20 protein-coding genes are annotated in these 20,714 nt (G+C 40.2%); 11 read left to right on the forward strand and 9 right to left on the reverse strand.

Going from position 1 to position 20,714, the window contains the following annotated elements:
- On the reverse strand, window positions 1-386 hold a 386-nt coding region (locus C7B70_RS18010; protein ID WP_146134091.1), incomplete at its 3' end, for a DEAD/DEAH box helicase.
- 42 nt (window positions 387-428) lie between these two features.
- Window positions 429-674 (reverse strand): DNA-binding transcriptional regulator, encoded by a 246-nt coding sequence (locus tag C7B70_RS18015; RefSeq protein ID WP_199192343.1) that lies wholly within the window; start codon window positions 672-674, stop codon window positions 429-431.
- 310 nt (window positions 675-984) lie between these two features.
- Here C7B70_RS18015 and C7B70_RS18020 point away from each other — a divergent pair, with 310 nt between their 5' ends.
- The 3 genes from C7B70_RS18020 (at window position 985) to C7B70_RS18030 (ending at window position 3,337) form a co-directional block, all read left to right on the forward strand.
- Complete coding sequence (locus C7B70_RS18020; protein WP_106370385.1) at window positions 985-2,208, forward strand: J domain-containing protein; 1,224 nt, start codon at window positions 985-987, stop codon at window positions 2,206-2,208.
- The gene (locus C7B70_RS18025; RefSeq protein WP_106370386.1) at window positions 2,195-2,938 is read left to right on the forward strand and encodes a hypothetical protein; all 744 of its coding nucleotides are present in this window, start codon (window positions 2,195-2,197) and stop codon (window positions 2,936-2,938) included. The genes C7B70_RS18020 and C7B70_RS18025 overlap by 14 nt, the downstream gene beginning before the upstream one ends.
- Before the next feature lie 192 nt (window positions 2,939-3,130).
- Window positions 3,131-3,337: a hypothetical protein gene (locus tag C7B70_RS18030; RefSeq protein WP_106370387.1), complete on the forward strand. Its 207-nt coding sequence runs from the start codon at window positions 3,131-3,133 to the stop codon at window positions 3,335-3,337.
- A gap of 17 nt (window positions 3,338-3,354) precedes the next feature.
- Here the strand turns inward: C7B70_RS18030 and C7B70_RS18035 are convergent, their stop codons facing one another.
- Window positions 3,355-3,603 (reverse strand): hypothetical protein, encoded by a 249-nt coding sequence (locus C7B70_RS18035; RefSeq protein WP_106370388.1) that lies wholly within the window; start codon window positions 3,601-3,603, stop codon window positions 3,355-3,357.
- A gap of 151 nt (window positions 3,604-3,754) precedes the next feature.
- Here C7B70_RS18035 and C7B70_RS18040 point away from each other — a divergent pair, with 151 nt between their 5' ends.
- From C7B70_RS18040 to C7B70_RS18050, 3 genes are read left to right on the forward strand one after another with little or no spacing between them, the layout of a single operon-like run.
- Window positions 3,755-5,296 carry an FAD-binding domain-containing protein gene (locus C7B70_RS18040; RefSeq protein ID WP_106370389.1) on the forward strand — a complete coding sequence of 514 codons (1,542 nt, stop codon included), beginning with the start codon at window positions 3,755-3,757 and terminating at the stop codon, window positions 5,294-5,296.
- On the forward strand, window positions 5,293-5,565 hold the full coding sequence (locus C7B70_RS18045; protein WP_106370390.1) for a hypothetical protein: 273 nt from the start codon (window positions 5,293-5,295) through the stop codon (window positions 5,563-5,565). The genes C7B70_RS18040 and C7B70_RS18045 overlap by 4 nt, the downstream gene beginning before the upstream one ends.
- 49 nt (window positions 5,566-5,614) lie before the next feature.
- Window positions 5,615-5,827, forward strand: coding sequence for a Lar family restriction alleviation protein (locus tag C7B70_RS18050; RefSeq protein ID WP_233220983.1), 213 nt, complete (start codon window positions 5,615-5,617; stop codon window positions 5,825-5,827).
- Between the two features lie 43 nt (window positions 5,828-5,870).
- On the opposite strand, the gene C7B70_RS18055 is transcribed toward C7B70_RS18050, so the two are convergent.
- Both C7B70_RS18055 and C7B70_RS18060 read right to left on the reverse strand, forming a co-directional pair.
- Window positions 5,871-6,665 (reverse strand): PD-(D/E)XK nuclease family protein, encoded by a 795-nt coding sequence (locus C7B70_RS18055; protein WP_106370392.1) that lies wholly within the window; start codon window positions 6,663-6,665, stop codon window positions 5,871-5,873.
- Between the two features lie 136 nt (window positions 6,666-6,801).
- Entirely contained in the window at window positions 6,802-7,704 is a 903-nt protein-coding gene (locus C7B70_RS18060; RefSeq protein WP_106370393.1) for a LysR substrate-binding domain-containing protein, read from the reverse strand.
- A gap of 118 nt (window positions 7,705-7,822) precedes the next feature.
- On the opposite strand from C7B70_RS18060, the gene C7B70_RS18065 reads away from it, so the two are divergent.
- From C7B70_RS18065 to C7B70_RS18075, 3 genes are all read left to right on the forward strand, one after another.
- Window positions 7,823-8,704, forward strand: coding sequence for an oxidoreductase (locus C7B70_RS18065; protein ID WP_106370394.1), 882 nt, complete (start codon window positions 7,823-7,825; stop codon window positions 8,702-8,704).
- 302 nt (window positions 8,705-9,006) lie between these two features.
- Entirely contained in the window at window positions 9,007-10,173 is a 1,167-nt protein-coding gene (locus tag C7B70_RS18070; RefSeq protein WP_106370395.1) for a GIY-YIG nuclease family protein, read from the forward strand.
- A 57-nt stretch (window positions 10,174-10,230) separates the two neighbouring features.
- Window positions 10,231-10,920: a thermonuclease family protein gene (locus tag C7B70_RS18075; RefSeq protein ID WP_106370396.1), complete on the forward strand. Its 690-nt coding sequence runs from the start codon at window positions 10,231-10,233 to the stop codon at window positions 10,918-10,920.
- Between the two features lie 30 nt (window positions 10,921-10,950).
- Here the strand turns inward: C7B70_RS18075 and C7B70_RS18080 are convergent, their stop codons facing one another.
- Entirely contained in the window at window positions 10,951-12,627 is a 1,677-nt protein-coding gene (locus C7B70_RS18080; RefSeq protein WP_106370397.1) for a CHASE2 domain-containing protein, read from the reverse strand.
- 11 nt (window positions 12,628-12,638) lie between these two features.
- A complete protein-coding gene (locus C7B70_RS18085; RefSeq protein WP_146134092.1) occupies window positions 12,639-13,364 on the reverse strand; it encodes a DUF928 domain-containing protein in 726 nt (241 codons plus the stop codon).
- Between the two features lie 157 nt (window positions 13,365-13,521).
- On the opposite strand from C7B70_RS18085, the gene C7B70_RS18090 reads away from it, so the two are divergent.
- The gene (locus C7B70_RS18090) at window positions 13,522-15,717 is read left to right on the forward strand and encodes a CHAT domain-containing protein (protein ID WP_233220984.1); all 2,196 of its coding nucleotides are present in this window, start codon (window positions 13,522-13,524) and stop codon (window positions 15,715-15,717) included.
- 33 nt (window positions 15,718-15,750) lie between these two features.
- On the opposite strand, the gene C7B70_RS18095 is transcribed toward C7B70_RS18090, so the two are convergent.
- Window positions 15,751-17,043, reverse strand: coding sequence for a glycosyltransferase (locus C7B70_RS18095; protein ID WP_106370400.1), 1,293 nt, complete (start codon window positions 17,041-17,043; stop codon window positions 15,751-15,753).
- 86 nt (window positions 17,044-17,129) lie between these two features.
- On the opposite strand from C7B70_RS18095, the gene C7B70_RS18100 reads away from it, so the two are divergent.
- Window positions 17,130-19,652, forward strand: coding sequence for a filamentous hemagglutinin N-terminal domain-containing protein (locus C7B70_RS18100; RefSeq protein WP_233220985.1), 2,523 nt, complete (start codon window positions 17,130-17,132; stop codon window positions 19,650-19,652).
- Here the strand turns inward: C7B70_RS18100 and C7B70_RS18105 are convergent, their stop codons facing one another.
- The gene (locus C7B70_RS18105; protein WP_106370402.1) at window positions 19,653-20,678 is read right to left on the reverse strand and encodes a ParB/RepB/Spo0J family partition protein; all 1,026 of its coding nucleotides are present in this window, start codon (window positions 20,676-20,678) and stop codon (window positions 19,653-19,655) included.
- Between the last annotated feature and the right edge of the window lie 36 nt (window positions 20,679-20,714).

Consider the following 20,714-nt stretch of genomic DNA (forward strand, 5'->3'; position numbering starts at 1 on the left):
CCGGGGTCGTCGGCAAGTAGAAAACGTATTCTTGGCTGCTTGAGAAAGTAATCGTAGACTGCTTCAAGTTGATGGGGCAGAGGATCTACTCGTGCAACGCTTAAGGCAAAAAATGGATCGTATTCGTAAGCTAAACCCAAACGCATTGCTTCTACGGCATGGCGAAATTTATTTGGGTCGCCATCAAATAATTCTTGCTCTGGTGTAGATTCAAGTTCTGCAAGTTGCTCTATTGTTAAAATGGGCTGATGGACTTGATTGGTAGTAAGCCCTTGCCCGATCAGCTTAATTGATTTCCCCATCGGCATTACAGTCAAAACTTTCACGGGTTCCGAGAAGATGGAACCACGCAGGACAATACCAGGCTTAAGTTGTTCTACTTGCAAGATAATTCTCTACTTGTATCGGGGCGATTAATTATCAGCGTATTAGTGGGAATATTGCACTAATAACTCCTGACCGCGATCACCCATCTGCTTAAGCATCGCCTCAATCTTCTGCATAGCTAGTGGAGATGGAGTCACCATCGTATTTTCCCATCGGTTGGCACTTGAGCAAGTGACCCCCAGTGATAGCGCTAGTTGCTCTTGAGTTAGACCAAGATGCGATCGCATCTCACGGATTAGTTTGCCTGCTTGGGGTTGTTTAATTGTTAGCGGTTTAGCAATAATCATTTAGCCTATTGTCGAAAACATGGTGTTCTATCTGCTGCATCATATTCAACTAATCGAAAGGATGTAATGGGTAGGTGTACGGAATAATTGGTTAATTTATTGTTGTGGCGAATTAATCTCAGTGGAATCACTCAGGTATTATCAGATGTAACTTTTGCGCTTGTGGCGATTATGAACTAGAGCGCGATATTCTTTTTGGTACTGCCTAGGTGCATGAAACGATGCTAGACAATAAAGCTTGACGAGTTCGAGTTATTGCATCTAACTTCTGCCAAGAGAGTGTGCCAGAATAAAATAACCATAAACGTTTATGGATACTATGGCTTGGCACAACCGTTATATCAACTCCATCTCTAATGCTGGCTTGCGTTTGACAATTGAATTCAAACGCCGGGACTTGCTGTGGAAATCACCTCAGCCCATAATCAATCCTCATACTGGATCAGAAGTATCCTTACCACTCCGTCTCTCGGAAACTGTATCGGTTAGCCCCAACGTGCTAGATATCCTCAAACGGGAACCCGCTCTTATTGAAATAGAAATTGAAATGAGCGTGCTAGGCGGCACTAAGCAAACCTTGAAGCAAACTGTAGAAAAATTAGTTTGGCACTTAAGAGCGCCCCAAGAATTTTTCCCCAAAAGAGAGGAAGAATGCAGCGAGGAGCATTCACTCAGTAAAAGCCTCAGCACTGGAGGCACAGTAATTGGAGAAGAAGGAGGATTCATCGCCGTCAACAAACGCTCCAGTGTCAGCATCAATAGCCTAGTCTACCGTTTGGCAGTAGGCATGAAAGGATCGGACGCGGAGGCGACTAGATATATTGGAGAACTAGCAGCAGATGCCTGGGAGCGAGACAACGAACGCGCGGTCAAACTCTACAAGTTAGTAATTAAAGCTAAGGAAGGTTACGTGCTAGATGAGGAAATACCCAAAGCGTTGAAGGCAAGTGCCAGTGTTGGGCAAACCGTAGAGTCAGCCGTATTGCGGAGTGCCTGTTTGTGGCTAGGAATCGACCCAAATGCGCCGCTTAAGCGTCAAAGAGGCAGACCCAAAACGCGATCGCGCGACGAGGAGGATAATGCTACGAACGCAGGAGAAGTAATCGAACTTACTTTGCAAGCCGATGAAACAGTTACAGGTAGGTTAATTGCTGATTTTCAGGGATTAGTCAAAAATACGAATTTAGCTACTTTGACCTTGAGCAAACTTGCCGAGATGCTTGTTGCATTGCGCGATCGTGAATTAGTAATTGACGCGCAATTGTTAGAAGCCTATTTAGAAGCAGTAGATGAGGATTGGCGCGCCAAAGTTGCTCAAGAGATCGGCTTAGAGGACAATAATGAGGAAAAAACTAATCCTTGGACAGTTTTAGGTTTAGATCCTGGTGCATCAATAGAAGAAGTAAAAGCTGCCTATCGAAAGATTATGCGACATATTCACCCAGACACATCAGGGATGCCGCGATGGTACGCGCAAATAGTGAACGATGCTTACCGCAAAATCATGGAGGAATTTGAAGATGTCTCAAGATAAAAAGAATTTGCCAGCAAAGCGAGTTGGCTCTGGGTTTTTAGACAAAGTGCGCTCCAGCAAGGCAATTTCTGCTGCTCCTAAACAAGAAATGCTCAAGAGAGCGATCGCCTACCAAGAACGCCCCCGGTTGCTATTTGCGATGGATGCCACTGCCAGCCGCGAAGCCTGTTGGAATATTGCCAAAGAAATAACAGGAGCGATGTTTGAAGCTGTACCTGGAGAATTAGATGTTGCTCTTACCTATCATAGCGGTGGTCGGCTGCAAGAGATGACACCTTTTTCATCGGAAGCAAGGGCTTTTCTAGATAAAGTACAAACTGTACGTTGTTCTGCGGGTAGGACAGCCTTAAATGAAATACTAGATAAAGCGGATCAAGCGCCTAAACTTAAAGCCCTAATATATATTGGTGATTGTTTTGAGGAAGATGCACAGGAAGCCGTAGAAATTGCTCAACAACTAAAACTCAAGGGTGTTCGCTGTTTTATCTTCCACGATAGTAGTTCTCAAGCTCAAGGCTATGATACCAAAGCCGCACTCACGACATTTGAACAAATTGCCCGGATTACAGGTGGCGCAATTTTGCCCTTTGATGAGAGTTCGCCGGATTTGGTTAGGGAGTTGTTGGCTGCGATCGCACTTTATGCTGCTCAAGGTATCAAAGCACTCAAACAGCAAACTAAGCTATTACCTGCTGCACGTCTGCTGTTAGACCAGATGAAGCAGAGCTAATATTTTCTATCACAGAATATATAGACATATGTAGAAACAGATAAATTTGCATTCATTAATCCATAAACGTTTATGGATTAATATTTAACCTAAATTTGCTGATAATGACAATAGAGTCTATAGCCTTACCCAATTTCTTATTTTTTGTGCATTTACTTGTCGTCACCCCAATTATTAGTTAGATGAAAAACTATGATTACTAAATTCTTGGTTGATGAAAATCATCTCGCTACTCGTGAAATGTACATGATGATGCACCCCGCACTAGAGCCAGATTGCGAACTCACTGAAGGCGATGTCATTGAACTTGTTGAAGGCTTTTTCGTGTTAAATGATGACCTCAATCCTATGCAAATGGCAACGGAGGAGCAAATTCAAAAAGCCAGACAGTCGCCCTAAGCTTTTGGCGACAGTAATTACCTTTCGTTAAACTCATTCAATAATTCGGTCAAGCTCCACCCACACCCATAGACTGATTCATCTCTTGGAGTCCCAAGAAAAACTTCTTCGTCTATTACTGGCTCCTCTTGTTGTTGCGTCTCCATTGCGGCTTGCTGGAGCGCTTCAACTGCTTCTTCAATGGCGGAATCGTTCAATGGCAGTGACGGTGGCGGGGTTTGGGGCTTAACTGGGCGCTTGACTTTGAGGATATTGTGGGAAGTCATAAAGAAAATGAAAAGTCTTGTGAGGACTACGCTTGGGGCATTTTGGGGTAGTTAAATACGATTTTAAACTACGCAAATTAGAAATGACTACCTCAAATGCGATCGTCTGCAAAGAATTATAATAGTAGTACAAAAATAGTACATTTTACAAATGCACATCCTTTGGCTTAGAAGGGATTTACGGTTGAATGATAACGAGATAGTTGCTCTATCTACCGCCGATAACGCTGAAGTATTGCCCTGCTTCATCATTGACCCCTGGTTCTACCAGCAAGCCGAAGTAGGTAAAGCCAGAGTCAAATTCTTGTTCGAGTCTTTGGAACACTTGGATAGAAACCTCAGAGAGCGGGGAAGTCAACTTTATTTACTTGAAGGTAATAGCACTGACGTAATCCAAGAGCTTACTCGCCAGTTAATCCAAAAAGGCGATCGCCCTAAATTGTTTTTCAACCATGATGTGCAGGTGCAATATGGGATAGAGCGCGATCGCCAAATCATAGATTTTTACCGCCAACACAATCTTGACTATCACCAGGGGCTAAACAACTTCCTGCAAACTGACAAAAACCGCCGCGATGAGTGGATGGACGAATACTATACCTACCTGCGGCAACCTCTACACCCAACACCAGAACACATCAATACGCCCCAGCTTCAGCTTGACATTCCTCAGCTTACCTTCAGTCAGTTGAAGCAAAAGTATAGCCAATTCTGGGAAATAGAGGATACCTATTTTAGTGGCGGCGAGACACAGGCGATCGTTACCTTAAACTCGTTCTTAAATTCTCGCTTTCACGGATATCATTGGAAAATCTCGCGCCCCTGGTTGACTCAGCAGGGTGCTACATCCCACCTATCACCTCATTTAACTTTCGGTACTATTTCTGTTCGCCAAGTTTACCAGAGTACCAAAGCTAAAGCCGCCGAATTAGCCAGCAATCCAAAAGCCCAGTTTTCGCTTAAGGCATTCCGCGATCGCCTGCGCTGGCACGATAGTTTTACTCAACGGTTGTACTTCCACCCAGAGTTAGTAGATACCAACCGTTACCCAGAGTTCGATGAGTATTACTCACCCGCCGAATTAAGTAAGGAGAAGCAAGAGTTATTTGCTGCCTGGAAAGAAGGGCAAACAGGCTTTCCTTTAGTAGATGCGTCGATGCGGCAACTCAAGACAATGGGCTGGATGAACTTTCGGATGAGGGCGATGTGCGCTACTTTCCTGTGTATTAACTGTGGCATTTCCTGGCATCACGGGGCGCAGCACTATATGCAACAACTAATCGATGGAAATCTAGCAATCGATCATTTTCAATGGCAGATGCAGGCAGGAGTAACTAATCCTCTGTCTGATACATTCCGTATCTATAATCCCAACAAGAATCTAGAGGAAAAAGACGGCGATCTAAGATTTATTTACCACTGGGTTGAGGAACTGCGAGGTTATAATTTGTCAGAGATCCTCAATGGAGCGTACCTAAACGAGAGTCCATATCCAGAGCCAATACTAGACTGGGCGCAGACTCGAAAGACTAACGGCAAAATTATCTCAGACTTGCGGAAGCGGGTGAAAGTGCGATTATTAGCCGAGCAAGGGGTGGAGCTAGAGCAGGCAGCGGTCGCCAAGGAAACTGTAGATAAGTATTGGCAGAATAAAGATAAGCAATACCGAGAGTACCAAACAAAAATAACATGAATTTTATTAAAGGATTGTTAGGATTGGGGCTACTGGCAAGCGCTATTTATATGGGCTTTGCCAGATTCTCCTTGTGGAGCGTTCCAGCATTATCCTTATTCTTCACCGCCGCTTATATTCAAGGCAAGTGGTGCTTGTGGAACAGGTTATTTCGGCAACAAAATCGTAAACTATATCAATCTTTGCTCGTCACTTATCTAATTCAAACAGTTTTGGTGTTCGTCTTTTACTTAATTGGTAGTGGAATAGCAAGATTGTTTGCTCGGTAATAATACTTCACCCTGTATACTTGCTTAGTCAGTTTAAATTACCCGTAATGTGAACAGCAAGAAAATAGAACATAAAGATTACTTTTTACCATGTCCATTTTGTGGTGACTCAGAAATGGAAATCGTTGAATCATTATTCGAGGACAGCAATGATTGTTATGAACTTGTGGTTTACTGCGCGTGTGGCGCACAAGGTCCGGCGGCAAAAACCGAGGATGAAGCGGCATTGAAGTGGAATAGTCGGTTAAAAGCTAAGAAGTAGGTTAGGAGAACAAGTACGTTGGTGACTAAGATAATGAAATTCTCTAAAAGTTCAGAGCAAGTTGGATTTGTAGAGGAGATTTAGCATTTGGCGGTAACGGTTCAGGCTGGTCTTGTACCGCCGCGCAGTAGCGATTAAAGCTACAGACTTCACACTGTTTCCCAGTCTTTACTTCCCATTGTTCATCAGTACGCAATCGCCAAGCTAATTCACCGATAACAGTTTCTACCTGCTGTTTATGTTCGCTACTAGCCTCAAAAACTATCTTTTCACCTGTCCGCAAGTAAAGTAAGCTTAACTGCTGTAAGCAGGAGTGGTATCTTTGTTCTAGGGCGATATAATACAGACCAATCTGCAAGTCAATTTCATCGGGCTTCGGCAATTTGACTTCTTTAGTTGATTTGTAGTCGATTAGTTCTAACCCATCTCCCAGAAAATCGAGGCGGTCGTAGCGCCCAGAAACTTTAAATTCTAAGTCATTAACGAGCAAGCGCCCTTTAATTAATTCTTCGACTGCCAAAGGCCTTGCGATCGCAGTTTCACCAGCAATGAACTGATAATAGTAATTTTCTAAAATTTCTTGTCCTTCCTCAGCTTGGTTGGGACTGAGATTATTAGAACATCGCTCCCAGCAGGAAGAAACCCAATCTAGGGGCGGTATAGGTTCAAGGTAGTCCCAATCGCGGTAAATTTTAGCAAGAGCTTGATGTAAGGCTGTGCCAAGGGCAGCATTACCAAAGAATCCGGGAGCTTTCAAACCTAACTCGTAACGGAAATAGTAAGCTTGGGGGCAACGGTGGTAGGTTTGAAGTTTAGTCGCGGAAATTTGGTAAGCCATTAGAGAGAAGATGCGAAGTCATTGCTTTGGCTAATATTAGCGCGAAGTCTCCGTAAGTATTAGTTATGCCGTTTCAGGTTACTACTAAGACAATGCTTGGAGGCGCTATTAGGTGAAGTGATTAATTCCTAACTGCTCAATCATTACGATTTGACTCCCATTGTGCCGTCTTCCGCGCCAAGCTAAGAAATGCGCTGATGACTGGGGAGGAATCATGCTGCCGCCAAGCCAGGTAAAGTCCAGTTTTAGGAATCTGCTCTTGTAGGGGTCTATAAATGACTCCACTTCTGTGGAAGTTTTGCATGGAGGCAGGAATGATCGCAATGCCCAGTCCTGCTGCAACCAAGCCGACGATCGTTTGCATTTGCACTGCCTCTTGAGCCACTTTCGGACGAAATCCAGCTTGTTGACAACTGTGAATAATCTGCTCGTAAAAGATAGGTCCCATTCTGGCAGGAAATAGGATAAATAATTCATCTGCCAACGTAGAGAGAGACAGTTGAGTCTGAGCAGAGAATGGATGAGCTTCTGGCAACGCTAAGACCAATGATTCTTGCAAAAAGCACTCCACACTCAAACCTGACTCGCTGATAGCAGAACGAACAATGCCGATATCGACCTGCTTGTGATGCAGAGCCTGAATCTGTTGAGCCGTTGTCATTTCATGCAATCGCAGTTCTACAGCCGGAAACTGTGATCGAAAGACCCTTAAAATCTCTGGGAGTACCGTATACGTTGCAGAATCAACAAAACCGATTGCCAACTGACCAACCTCACCCCGCCCAATCTGTTGGGTCACGGAGATCGCCTGTTCGAGTTGCGATAACACTCCATAGGAACGCTCTAAAAACACTTTGCCTGCTTCAGTCAGATGCACTTGCCGCTTCGTTCGTTCAAACAGCTTAACTTCAAGTTCATCTTCCAAAGCACGAATCTGCTGACTGAGCGGGGGTTGGGAAATGTGCAACCGCTCTGCTGCTCGACTAAAGTGTAGTTCCTCAGCCACCGTGATGAAATAGTGCAGGTGTCGTAATTCCATCGTACTTATATGTCTAACCTATTAATCCTAGTCATATATATATTGGACAGTTGCAAGGATGTCTCCTATCGTAAGAAACATAAAACGCATCTCATCGTTTTCATATTGGAGAAAACAAATGAACTCAAGCAAAAATTGTGTTGCTCCCAAAGCCTGGTTGATTACAGGATGCTCAACAGGGTTTGGACGGATTCTAGCAGAAGCTGTGTTGAAGAAGGGTGACTTCCTGCTTGCTACTGCTCGCCAACCAGAGCAACTTTGCGATTTGATTGACCACTACCCAGAAACCGCGAAGGGTGTACGTCTGGATGTAACATCGTCTCAAGACATACAAGCAGCCGTTGATACAGCAATCGCCACATTTGGTCGAATTGATGTGCTAGTCAACAATGCGGGTCATGGACTCATTGCCGCACTTGAAGAAGTCAGTGATGTTGAGATTCACCAATTTTTTGAAACTAACTTCTTTGGGGCGCTCCGTCTAATGCAAGCTGTCTTACCTTTGATGCGTCAGCAAGGCAGCGGTCACATTGTGAATATGTCATCCACGGCAGGATTAGTGGGGTTTGCCGGAAGTAGCCTCTACTGTGGCGCTAAATTTGCTCTGGAAGGTACTTCTGAAGCTTTGGCTAAAGAAGTGGAATCTTTTGGAATTAAAGTGACTTTAATTGAACCTGGGGCATTTCGCACAGATTTTAACGGACGTTCTCTGGCAGCAGCCGAACAATCCATTGATGCTTATGCGACCGTAAGCGGGGGTTCATTGCAGTGGTTCAAAGAGATGGATGGTAAGCAACCTGGCAATCCACGATTGGCGGCGCAAGCCATCATTCAAGCTGTGGAAAGTCCTCATCCACCGATGCGACTGGCATTAGGCACGGATGCTATGAGCCTGATTCAGGAAAAACTGGAATGGGTCAAAACGGATTTGGATGCTTGGCAACAGGTTACTGTAAGTACGGATTATACAGATAGGAAAAGTGAGGTAATAGTTAGGTAGTTAAGCTCTGAGCTAGTTATGAGACAGTGCATACGCCCACTAAAGTTCAGAATTTAGGTCAGGAGAAAGTTCAGTTTCAGCAACAAATCAACGGCTCTGCACAAAGCTGAAGCAGATCGATGTACGGAGAGTTGATCGTAGAAAAACGGTATAACAACCCGGTTGGAGCGGACAGTTGAGAGTCTGTTCGTCTATCGTTGTAGACAGTCTGCTGCCGCTCAACCGGAACGTTACACGGAAGATGTTAAATATTATCTAGCAATAGTTTTATAGGAAGCTATCAAGTAAGAACTGCAAATTGCATGTGGTTGAGGTACGGCGTTGACACAGAGAATAAGCTTGTTGAGGTTGAAAATGTCCCAAGCGGGAAAACTAATTTAATATGCCCTTATTGTAGTAAAGCACTGATCGCCAAAAAGGGTAGGATTAAAGAGCATCATTTCGCTCATGACGGCGAAACGTGCAACCTAATTATCAAGAGAGAACCGAGCGACATCCCGCGCTTACCCCTATACGATGCCTTCAACATTTTCTTAACAGGTAAGGAATTAAAGCAACTAAATAAGCTTTGGCATAGGCATAAGTCGCACGATAATGGTATCGACCGCCTAGAAATACTGCCAGCTTTCACCAGGGAAAACTTACTGGAGACTTCACCAAACCTCAACGCCGCAACAGGGCGAAAAGCTTACCAGTTTACTCAGCTAGGGCAAATCCCGGTTGGCACATTGCCTCTATCCGTATTCAATAGTGTACAAGAGCCATTGATAGAGCAAAAGCTGGCACACCTGGAGGCTACTATTTTCGACAACTCTGGCTCGGTGCTGCCGCTTGAGGAGCTACGGGTTCGCTTGGCTGATCTGCGGATTTACAGCGCTCAGATGCGGAAAATTTTGGAAGCTAGTTTGTACTACCTGAAAGTGCAGGCTGATGGGCAGGTGTTTCACAAAATCGGTATAACAACTCGTTCTATCGACAGTAGGCTAGTAGAAATATATCGAGATATGCGATCACATTTCCAAAACGTAGATATCGAAGTTGTAAGAACTTGGGCAAATCGGGGAAATATAGAGCGGTATTTTAAGTATCGCTACTCCAGTGGCAACTATCCAATCGGTAGCTTGACGGAATACTTTAAGTTTGCCACCCCTAACGAAACTCAAGCAGTGGAGCGCGACCTGCACCAGATGCCAGCTAGAGTATTATCACCCGCAGAGCAAGATATTTTAGCGGGAAAGCAGGATGATTTTCTAGTAGCACTTTTAGCGGACGAACAAACAAAAGCAGATAATAGGCGGGTGAGCGATCGCATTGAAGCAAACTTAAGACAGCGATTCCTTGCCCAGCCCTCATCACAGAAAGTAATTGCCGCGTTGCACCAGGGCGATCTCCTGCGCGATGCGGCAGCAAAAGCATCAGTATCGGTGGAGGTAGCACGAAAGGTTTTGGCAGTAATGCAAAAAGTGTAATAGTTACTGAGAAACTGGGAATACTATCAGCATCTACTCAAAAATCTACGAAACACCTTGAAAAGCTTGCTATTTAGAATCTTATTAGTTGTCCCTTTATTATTTTCTCCCTCTGTAGCCCTAGCCCAGAACAAACCCGCCACCATCGTCAGCATTGGCGACGGCGATACCTTGCGAATCCGCGAAGCAGGTCAAGTGATTACAGTGCGACTTGGCTGCATTGATGCCCCAGAGCGATCACAAACCCCTTGGGGACAACAATCGACTTCCCGGCTCAAGCAATTGCTACCCCCAGGGACGGCGGTACAAGTTCGCACGATAACACGAGATCGGTATGGGCGAACTGTTGCTGAACTATATATCGGTAAGCAATCGGTTAATCTCCAAATGGTCAAAGACGGTCAAGCAGTGGTTTATCGCCAATACCTCAGTGGATGTGCTGCCACTAAAGACCAGTATTTACAGGCAGAAGTTCAAGCGAAAAAGCAACGGTTGGGCTTCTGGAATCAAAAGTCACCTGTGATGCCTTGGGATTACAGGCGGGGGAAGCGTAGCAGCAATCCTCAAATAAATAAAGTCGCTTCATCTACACGAACTCAATCTCTACCAAATTGCACTAATAGCGATTGCAATTGCAGCGATTTTCAAACTCAAGTCCAGGCGCAGCAGGTGCTAAAGGCTTTCCCTGGGGATAAATTTAGGCTGGACGGCGACAACGATGGGGTCGCTTGCGAAAGCTTGCGGTAATTGAAGGGCGATCGCCTTATTCGTAGGTTTTCATTCTAGCGGACTAATGAATTCTTCAAGTCTGGAAACTGCATCACCGAATTTAGTTTGTGCTATCATCAGTTCTGTTACATCGACAGAATTGATTATTAACGAGTCGTCTAACAAATTAGAGAAAGTTGCTTCAAGTATGCGCTCACTCCTATCTTGATGGATCACTCTGAATTGTACGGTAATTTTATCGTCTTTATCTTTATCTAAAAATGAAAGATCACGAATTATTGCCTTTATTAGACCTTTATCTTTCTCAACAACATAATTCAAAAATGAGGTGTTAAGAATATTATTTTTTGAATATCCTATAAACTCTGCACCCAGTGGTTTAAGGTCACTGATTAAATAATTTTTAGGATGAACAACCAAAATTACCTCAGAAATATTTTTTGTAATGACTTGCCATGTGTAATTTAATTTATCCACTCGCAACTTCTGATCTTGAATTGTATACCCAACTATAGCAATAGTTGAGATAAGTAAGCCTGTAATTGGAATTCCTACTGGAATCCACCAACCATTCAAAAAAGCAAAATAACTAATACTAAATAATCCTAAAATTCCTACAGAAAAAGTAGTGAATTCTACAAGTAAAAATTTATTTATGTTAAAATTCATGTTTGCTGTTTGCCATTTCCAAATAACCAGGGGGAAAATACTACTAGCAAAAATAATTAAAATATACTCTAATAACTCATTAGAAGTTTTTATTAAATGGCGATTATCTAACACTGAGCTAAGTACCATACTAGCTATATGAGCGTTAACTTCAACACCTGAAGTGTAAACAGGTGATTTTACCCCATTGAAGCTGTAAGGAGTTAAAAACAAATCTTTAATACTTGGAGCTTCATATCCTATTAAAACGATACGATCAGTAAAGATTGTTGGCGAAATATTGTCATCTAGTATTTCTGACAGCGATACTTTTTGAAAACTATTTGCTCCTCGATAGTTAAGTAATACTTTGTAGCCTCCTGCATTAATATTGATATAGCCCCCTGCATTTGATTTACCTTCTTTGTTCGCTTGAAAGGGAACAAACAAAGTCTTGTCTAATTGTAAATAATTATTTTCTCCTGGTTTAGAACTAATAGACTGTTTCTGTAAGTACGTTTGTGCTACAGCTAGTCCTAAATTAGGTAATTTCTGTTTATTTTCGCTTTCAGGATATAATAATATATTACGAAGCACTCCATCTGCGTCCGAAACAGTATCAACAGAAGCTACTCGCCCTGACTTTTTTAAAACTGGGTGAGGAGAAAATTTGCTAAATTTCTCTCCTAATATTTTTTCAATTCCCCATATTTCAGGAGTTTCTTGCAATACTTTAATTAACTGCTCTGACCCAGGTTCCTGCGGAATATCTCTAACAATATCCAATCCGATTGTTCGCGGTTGCTGATTTTTTATTTTAGTTAAAATTAGCACCAGCTTTTGATCAGAAATAGGGTATGATAGCTTTTTAATATCTTCTTCTGTAATTTTAACGACAACTATTCTTTCGTCAATTTTTTCAGAAGGTCGCAGTTTAAAAAACGCATCTAACAACTTCCATTCCAATGGTTGAAACCAGCCTAATAATCGGCAGAAAATTACTAAAAGAATAATTGTAAAAGATATAGCGACGCTGCCAGGTATTTTTTGCGTATGCAGCTTAAAATTATTTCGCATGATAATACAAATTATTTTCCAGGTTTATGATCAGTAGATCCAACTCTTTGTAAAGGCTGAACCTTAAGAGACAAAATATCTGTTAATCCTACTTGCGCTAATAAACTATTAAAATCCCTAGATGCTAAACAACTTCCACTCTTTATTTGTCTACAACTTGCGGCAATTGCATCGTACCACAAACCCAACTCAGCATATGTTGACGATCGCATCTCTTGTGGTGAAACAGAAATATTACCGATTTTGATCCGCTCAATGTCTGCACTAGCATAAGAATTCCTTGAAGGGTGTCTTTCGCTACAAATTAAAGATACCGTCCAATTATACTTTCTACCGTATTCTAAACCTGGAGTGTTAGAGGGTAAACTCAATGCAACAACACCAGGATAATTAGATTCTATTCGCGTTTTGAAGATTAGCTTATGTGCCTTTGGATCTTGTAAAATTAACTGCATTGGCACATCAGCTTTACCATAAAGATACCACATAAAAGTTGGGTGACTTTTAATAGTTCTCCCTACGTGATCTTTAGGTACAATAAGCTGAAAAGTAGCCAATTTTGAATTATCGCAACCTCTAGAACCAGAACTAATGCTTTCCTCATCTTGTCTTCCTGTAGAGGGTGGATTATAGTTAGGAGCAGCAACCGATATTGTACTCGTCGGTATTGTAACTAACAGAAAAACTATTAATTTAACAAAAACAAGCTTGAAATTAGTCATGATAAAATCTAACAAAAGGAGATTACTGGAATTAGCTTTGTTTCCCTGGTTGTCGTTTAGTGTACCATGCTTGCTTATACCAGTTAACGCCCAAGAAACTTATTCATTACCAGTATTTGATAACATATCGGTAAAAAATCTAACAACAGATCCTAAACAGTCCTGGCTGGATATGTTACAACAAACTATTACTGCAAGCAAAAAAGCTGCTATTTATGGATACCTAGCCGCCGAATATCGGGAAGAAGGTAATTTTCCTGAAGCTATTAGCTATTGGGATAAAGCTGCAAAGATTTATGAAATAGAAAATAATCAAGCATCTTTAGCAAAGGTACTTGCAGATCAATCCCAAGCTTACTTAAGTCAAGGAAACTATAGAAAATCAACCGCACTAATTTTTTCAGCAATTGAAATAGCAGAAAGTTTAAAAGACAATACTCTTCAAACTGTTACTTGGGGTGTATTGGGTAATATATATTTTGTCCAAGGAAACTACAATCAAGCTATTATTGCTTATCAAAAAAGCTTGACACAAGCTGAAAAAATAAATGATTCTAAGTATGTTACTATTGCTGCTAACAATTTATTTAGCTTATTTACCGCCCGTTCTACAAAATATTCTACCGAGTTAAAAGCTTCTACTGCTCAAGAAGACAAGGAAGGTATAGCTAGACTTTCTTTTCAGAGCAAAGAAGACCGTAAATCCGCTTTATTGATGGCAAATCGTGCTGTTTCAAAATCCCCAGGTGGAATACCTGGATTTACTGCTTTGATAAATTCAATTAGCTTATCACCTAATGCCAATTACTTATTAAGAGCGCAAAATATACTTTCAACTTTACCTAATTCCCGCAACAAAGCTTACGCAATAATTAAATTATCTAAATATTTAGACTTCAATCAAAAAATACAGGCTTTAGAGTGGGCAAAATCTGTGTCTGAAAGTATTGGCGATAACCGCGCCCAATCTTTTGCTCTGGGAGCTATGGGAAATACTTACGAACAAGCTAACCAACTTGACAAAGCATTAAATTTTACTCAAGCTGCTATTATTGCCGCCCAAAGAGATGAAGATAGCTTGTATAGATGGCAGTGGCAAGCTGGCAGAATACTTGCCAATACAGGGAATAATGAACGAGCGATCACATCCTATACTAATGCAGTTTCAACTTTGCAAAGTATAAGAAGCAATATTGTTGTCGCTAGTAACGAATTACAGTTTGATGTCCGCGATGAAGTTGAGCCAGTATATCGGGAATTAATAACTTTATTATTAGATTCTGGGCAAGTAAAAGAAGTGTTACCAGTTTTTGACTTGTTAAAGCTTACAGAGCTACAAGACTTTTTTGGCGATGAATGCCTAGAGATAAAATCCTTAGCATCTAGCCAGCTTATCAATGTTAAAAATAATAATGAAACACGAGTTTCTTCTGTTATTTTAAAAGAAAAAACTTATATAATTTTGCGATTACCTGATGGTAGTTTAAAAAGTTACCCAATAGTCGTAACCGCAAAAGAGTTAGAGAAAACTATTAACGAACTTCGTTTCAAACTAGAGGAAAAAAGTAATCCAGAATATTTGCAATTGTCGCAGAAAGTATATAACTTACTAATTAGACCAATAGAAGCTGATTTAGCAAAAACAAGCACTACGAGCTTAGTTTTTGTTAACGACGGGGCATTACGAAATGTGCCGATGGCAGTATTGCATGATGGTAAGCAGTTTTTAATTCAAAAATATGCGATCTCTATCTCCCTTGGACTAAACATAAACAGTGAAAATCAAAAATTAGAAAAACAACAGGTTTTAATATTTGGCTTAAGTATTGCTATACCTCCATTTCAATCACTACCCTATGTACAAAAAGAAATTAAAGTAATAAGTAATAGTTTTAAAGAAGATATTTTTTTAGATGAAGACTTTACGTTAAAGGTGTTAGAAAAACAGATAACAACTCAAAAACCATCTGTAGTGCATATTGCAAGTCATGCTAAATTTGGTGGTACAGCAGAATCTACCTTTATCCAGGCTTTTGACCAAAAAGTTTATTTAGATGAATTTGAAAGAATTATTGGTAAAAATAAAAATCCAGTTGAACTATTAGTTTTGAGTGCGTGTGAAACTACTTCTGGAGATAATCGCTCAATCTTAGGGTTAGCTGGTGTAGCATTACGAAATGATGTTAAAAATGTCTTAGCCACTTTGTGGTCTATAAACGATTTTAGCAGTGTAAAACTTATAGAAGAATTTTACTATCAATTGAAAAATCCTGTGATTAACAAAGCCGATGCTTTGAGACAAGCACAACTAAAAATGATTGAAGAGCATCCCTCTACATGGGGTGCTTTTGTATTAATTTCTAAATAATAGGTCATCAATTCTGAAGATACGAAGACTAACTTAATGCAGTTCGTTAAATTTTTCAGGAATATTTAGTTGATAATCAATTGCGTTACAAGCTACCTGGACACCATTTTCTAACTGTATTTGCCGTCCTACATCAACAGAGCGTTTAGTGTATCTTGGTTCACTTAGTAGTTGCCTTAACTTAGCAGCAGCACCTGGAGCGGTATATTCACCACGTTTAATAGTTAGTGCTACACCTAAACGTTCTGCCCGTGCAGCATTATTTGGCTGGTCATGGCTATAAGGCATTATCAACATGGGTCGATTAGCTTTTAATGATTGAGCAGTTGTACCAATACCTCCCTGATGAACAATAGCTTTTGAACGTGGAAACAGTTTAGAGTGAGGGGCATAATTAAAAGCTACTATATTCTCTGATAGTAAATTGTGGGGCAGATTTCGCTCATCTTCTCCAATAAGCAGTACAGCACGACAACCTATTTGCCTAGCCGCAAGTGCGCTATCAACATAAAAATTACCAGCATTATTTACAACAGCCGAACCTAAAGTAAAAACTATAGGTGGAGAACCAGCATTAAGGAAATCTAATAGTTTTGAAGTTAATTCTGCTTCATCACGACTCTCATAAAAAGGAAACCCAGTAACACAAGTTTGTTTAGGCCAGTCAGACTGAAATTGAGCAAAAGCCTCTGAAAATAGAGCCAAAACAAGTTCTGGCGAGTGTTTGTCCTCAAAAAGTGGTTCTTTAATTTGCTTTAGCCCTAAATCATCTCGTAACTTTCGTATTGGCTCACTCCAAGAGCTTAGAAAATATTTGCTCAGGTTGATAATACTGCTGTTAACTAAAGGATTAAGCAGTTGCGATTGAATTTGACTTGATGTATCTGCGAGTACTAAAGAATCATATGCAGAGGGTATTAAAACAGGAGCTAATACGCTAGATATCCATTTAATTCCTGTTTTTTCAGCAACTATTGCACCAGCAAAAGAAAGATGTTGAGTTATAAGCAAGTCTGCACCGTTTACTACCTGCATCAAATCATTATAGGTATCTCTAATATGAGATAGTATCAAATCACATATGAGAAATTTTAGTCCTTCTTTGGGGTCGGTTGCCCTTCTAAACACTTCTCTATCCAGCCCAGGTTCAAAATCAGGTCTAATATCATAAAATTTTACACCTTTCTCTTCTACCTGAGAGCGATATAACCTGCTTGTTGCTATTATAACTTCATGTCCGCGCTGTTTCAATTCAATTGCAATTGCGATATAAGGATGTAAATCGCCTAAAGTTCCATAGGTACTGATAACAATACGTTTATTCATTATTTTTAAGTGAAAATATAATGTAACTGACAACTACAATATCAGGTTTATTTCATTTTAAACATTAAAGCAATAGGTTTATAATCTTGAATAATAAAATTTTTTCATCTTGTATAGCTTTCATATCCGTAATATCTAATTTGGGCTATATGTCTACTAACGCTCAGATTATTCCTGATAATACTTTAGGGTCGGAAAGTTCTATTATTGCCCCTAATACTAATGAGATAAACAACCAAATTTATGGAGGAGCAATTCGAGGATCGACTTTATTCCACAGCTTTCAAGAGTTTAATGTGGGCAAGGGAAAAGGAGTATATTTTATAAACCCTACTGGTATCGAGAATATTCTAAGTCGGGTAACGGGAGAAAATCCCTCTAGCATTTTAGGCACACTCGGTGTCCAAGGAGGCAATGCCAATTTATTTATGATAAATCCTCGGGGCATTATCTTTGGACCTGATGCCAATCTAAATATTAATGGCTCTTTTTTAGGTACTACAGCCAACAGTATCATACTATCTAACGGTACACAATTTCAAGCTAGAGATCCTCAATCTGTTCCTTTATTATCTATTCAAGTTCCGATTGGTCTTAGTTTTGATGGTAATCCAGCGCCTATCACTGTACAAGGAACCGGACACAATTTATCTTTATTTTTCCCGTTAGCTGGTAGCCCAATTTTAGGGTCGGGTGAAAGTTTAAATGGATTGAGAACAGATCCTGGAAAAACTATTGCTTTAGTTGGTGGAGATATTAACTTTGACGGTGGAGTTTTAACAGCTAGTTCGGGACAAATTAACATAGGCAGTATAAATACTGGAATAGTAAGTGTAAATTCAAACACTTTTGGAATTTTTTTAAATTATGATAGCATAGCCAGCTTTCAAAATATTGAGTTAAATAAACAAGCATTATTAGATGCAAGTGGTTTTATAAATGGCAATATTCATTTGCAAGCAAAAAATATTGCTTTGACGAATGGTGCTTTTATCTTAACATCAAACTTTGGCAGTAATGACGCAGGTACAGTTACTTTAAACGCAACTGAAAATATAACAATTAATAGAAACTTACTAACACTAGGAAACTTTATACCAGGTTTTTTGGGTGCAGGTATTGTTACACAAAATTTTTCAACTGGAAAAGGAGCAGACATAAATATTTCAGCAAGGGAATTGAATATTCAAACTGCTTTTGGAATTGTTACAGAAACATACGATCAGGGACAAGGTGGAAATATAAACTTAGATATTTCTGGAAAGCATATACAAAATCTGGAAAAGCTAGAACCGCAAGTATCTGTTGATAGAGGTCTTATTGCTACCTTTGTATCGGGAAGTGCAAACGGAAAAGCAGGAAACTTAACACTTTCTACAAGCAATGTTTACATTAAAAATGGAGGGACAATTGCGTCAGAAACTTTTGGTTTGGGGAATGGAGGAGATGTTAATATTCAAGCTTCTGGCAAGATAAAAGTGTCTGGGGCTGTACAATTTACTTCTAATAGTTTTTTGCCTAGTTTTTTAGGCGCTTTAGCTACCTCAGAGGGTAATGCTGGTAATGTAAAAATTAACACAGAAAATTTAGTGATTGAGGACGGAGGAAGAATAGATTCTGTCACATTAGCATCTGGATCTGCTGGTAGAGTAACTATAACTGCAAATGATTCTATTGATGTTATAGGCAGAGTGCCTGGTTCCTTAAATCCTACACTAATAAGTTCATCTGCCAATCGTTTGGACCCTGCTTTTACGCCCTTTTACGGTTTATCTAGTACGTTAGATGGAAATTCTAGCTCTGTAGAAATCTTTACCAATCAGTTAAACATCAGTGATGGAGCAAGAATTAGTGTAAGAAATGATGGCTCTGGAGAAGCAGGCGATATTAAAATCACAGCTAATTCCATCAATTTGAAAAATCAAGGTGCTATTGTTGCAGACACAGGAGTTAAAGATGGTGGTAATATTTTTCTAAAAGCAGATAATTTACAACTACGCCAGAACAGTGAAATTAACGCAACTGCTGGAGGTAATAGTACGGGGGGCAATATTAGTATTGATACCCACTTGCTTGTTGCCTTAGAAAACAGCAAAATTACAGCCAATGCTTTTGAGGGAAATGGTGGCAATATCCAAGTCTCTACTCAAGGCTTATTTATATCACCAGATAGCAAGATTACTGCAAGTTCTAATTTAGGAATTGATGGAGTAGTAAATATTCAAACTTTGGAATTTGATGAAAGAAATAATCTTACTCCTTTGGAGAACACTTTTGTAGGATCAGAACAAGTCATTGCAAATACTTGTTTGACTAGACGTAACAAGCAAGCAGGAAGCTTTGTTGTTACAGGAACAGGTGGGTTGCCTGATAAACCTGAATCTACGACTAACAGCTATGATAGCCTAACAACAAGTGATAATTCTAAAGTAGAAGTATCTCTTGCCCCGCCAGTCGTAAATACCATATCTACTAAAACTTGGCAACCAGGCGATCGCATAGTAGACTCAAATACTTTAGTGAAAACTGCTGATGGGCAAATTCTATTGGTAGCACAGCAACCAAATGTACAGAATGTTAAAAGCTTAGTCTGTACTTTAGAGAATTAATTAGTCTTCCAAACTTTCTAGTTCTAATAATTTACATTTTAATATGGTTTCTAAATTAGTAAGTTTTTGTTTTAACTCATTGCGTTGCACAGGAGAAAGCTTACTAACAGTTTTTTGAGTAATTCCCTCAACTTGCCCTTGCAATTTATCTACTTTATCAATAATCGTTCGAGTAGAATTCGTAGGGCGAATACGCGCTTTTAAAGCAGATAAGGATAAGCCTTGCTCAACAGTCTCCTGCAACAATTGTTCCCTCAGTATCGAATCTTCGATCCGTCCAAGTTCAAGGGCTTTAGTATATTCTAATAGTCCTTTGTTATATGCCTCAATTACGTTGGCAGGTAAATCTAATAAAGGGAGTCGAGAAGATACAAATGTTGTGATTTCTAACTCTGGTGCAACCTCTTTAAATAATAGTTCGATAATTTCTTTAGTTTGAGAATCAATCGACGCATTACCCTCTACTGCATTCTTATAGCGATACAGTAATTTTTTTGTCTCCTCTCTACTTTTATTTAAAGTTAAGGTTAGAAGATAAATTAGTTCTTCAGTATCATCTAGAGCATTTAAGTTACGGCGACGGACATTTTCTACTCGTGAAAGCTTAACTGCTGTAATGTCATCAACTTCTGCAATATCAGCGGCAATTTCTGTTAATCCTGCGGCAAGAGCAGCATCTAAGCGTGTTTCTCCTGCCACTAATCTTAGTTGTTCGTTAGGAAGACGTTGTAACCAAATTGAACCCCTAAACCCATAGGTTTTAATACTATGCACTAAGTCCTCAAATGCTTGCGGATCTTTCTCCCTTCGTGACTTATACGGACGACGGAGAATCTGAGCTATGGGAACTGTTGCATAAGAAATCTTTTGATCCTCAACTTGAGAATGAAGATGCTGGCGTTCTAGAGTTAATTCTTGCTCTAGTCGGGTAATTTGCTCTTGAGCGTCAGCTAAGTCTTGCTGAGTCTGTTTAGCTCTAGAACTTGTGGAAAGAAAGGAAGCTACACTTGGTCGAGATTTTGTCATGATTCCTGTTAGAAGATCGATCTTCTAATAAATATA

The organism is Chlorogloea sp. CCALA 695 (assembly GCF_003003885.1).
GTDB lineage: Bacteria > Cyanobacteriota > Cyanobacteriia > Cyanobacteriales > Chroococcidiopsidaceae > Aliterella.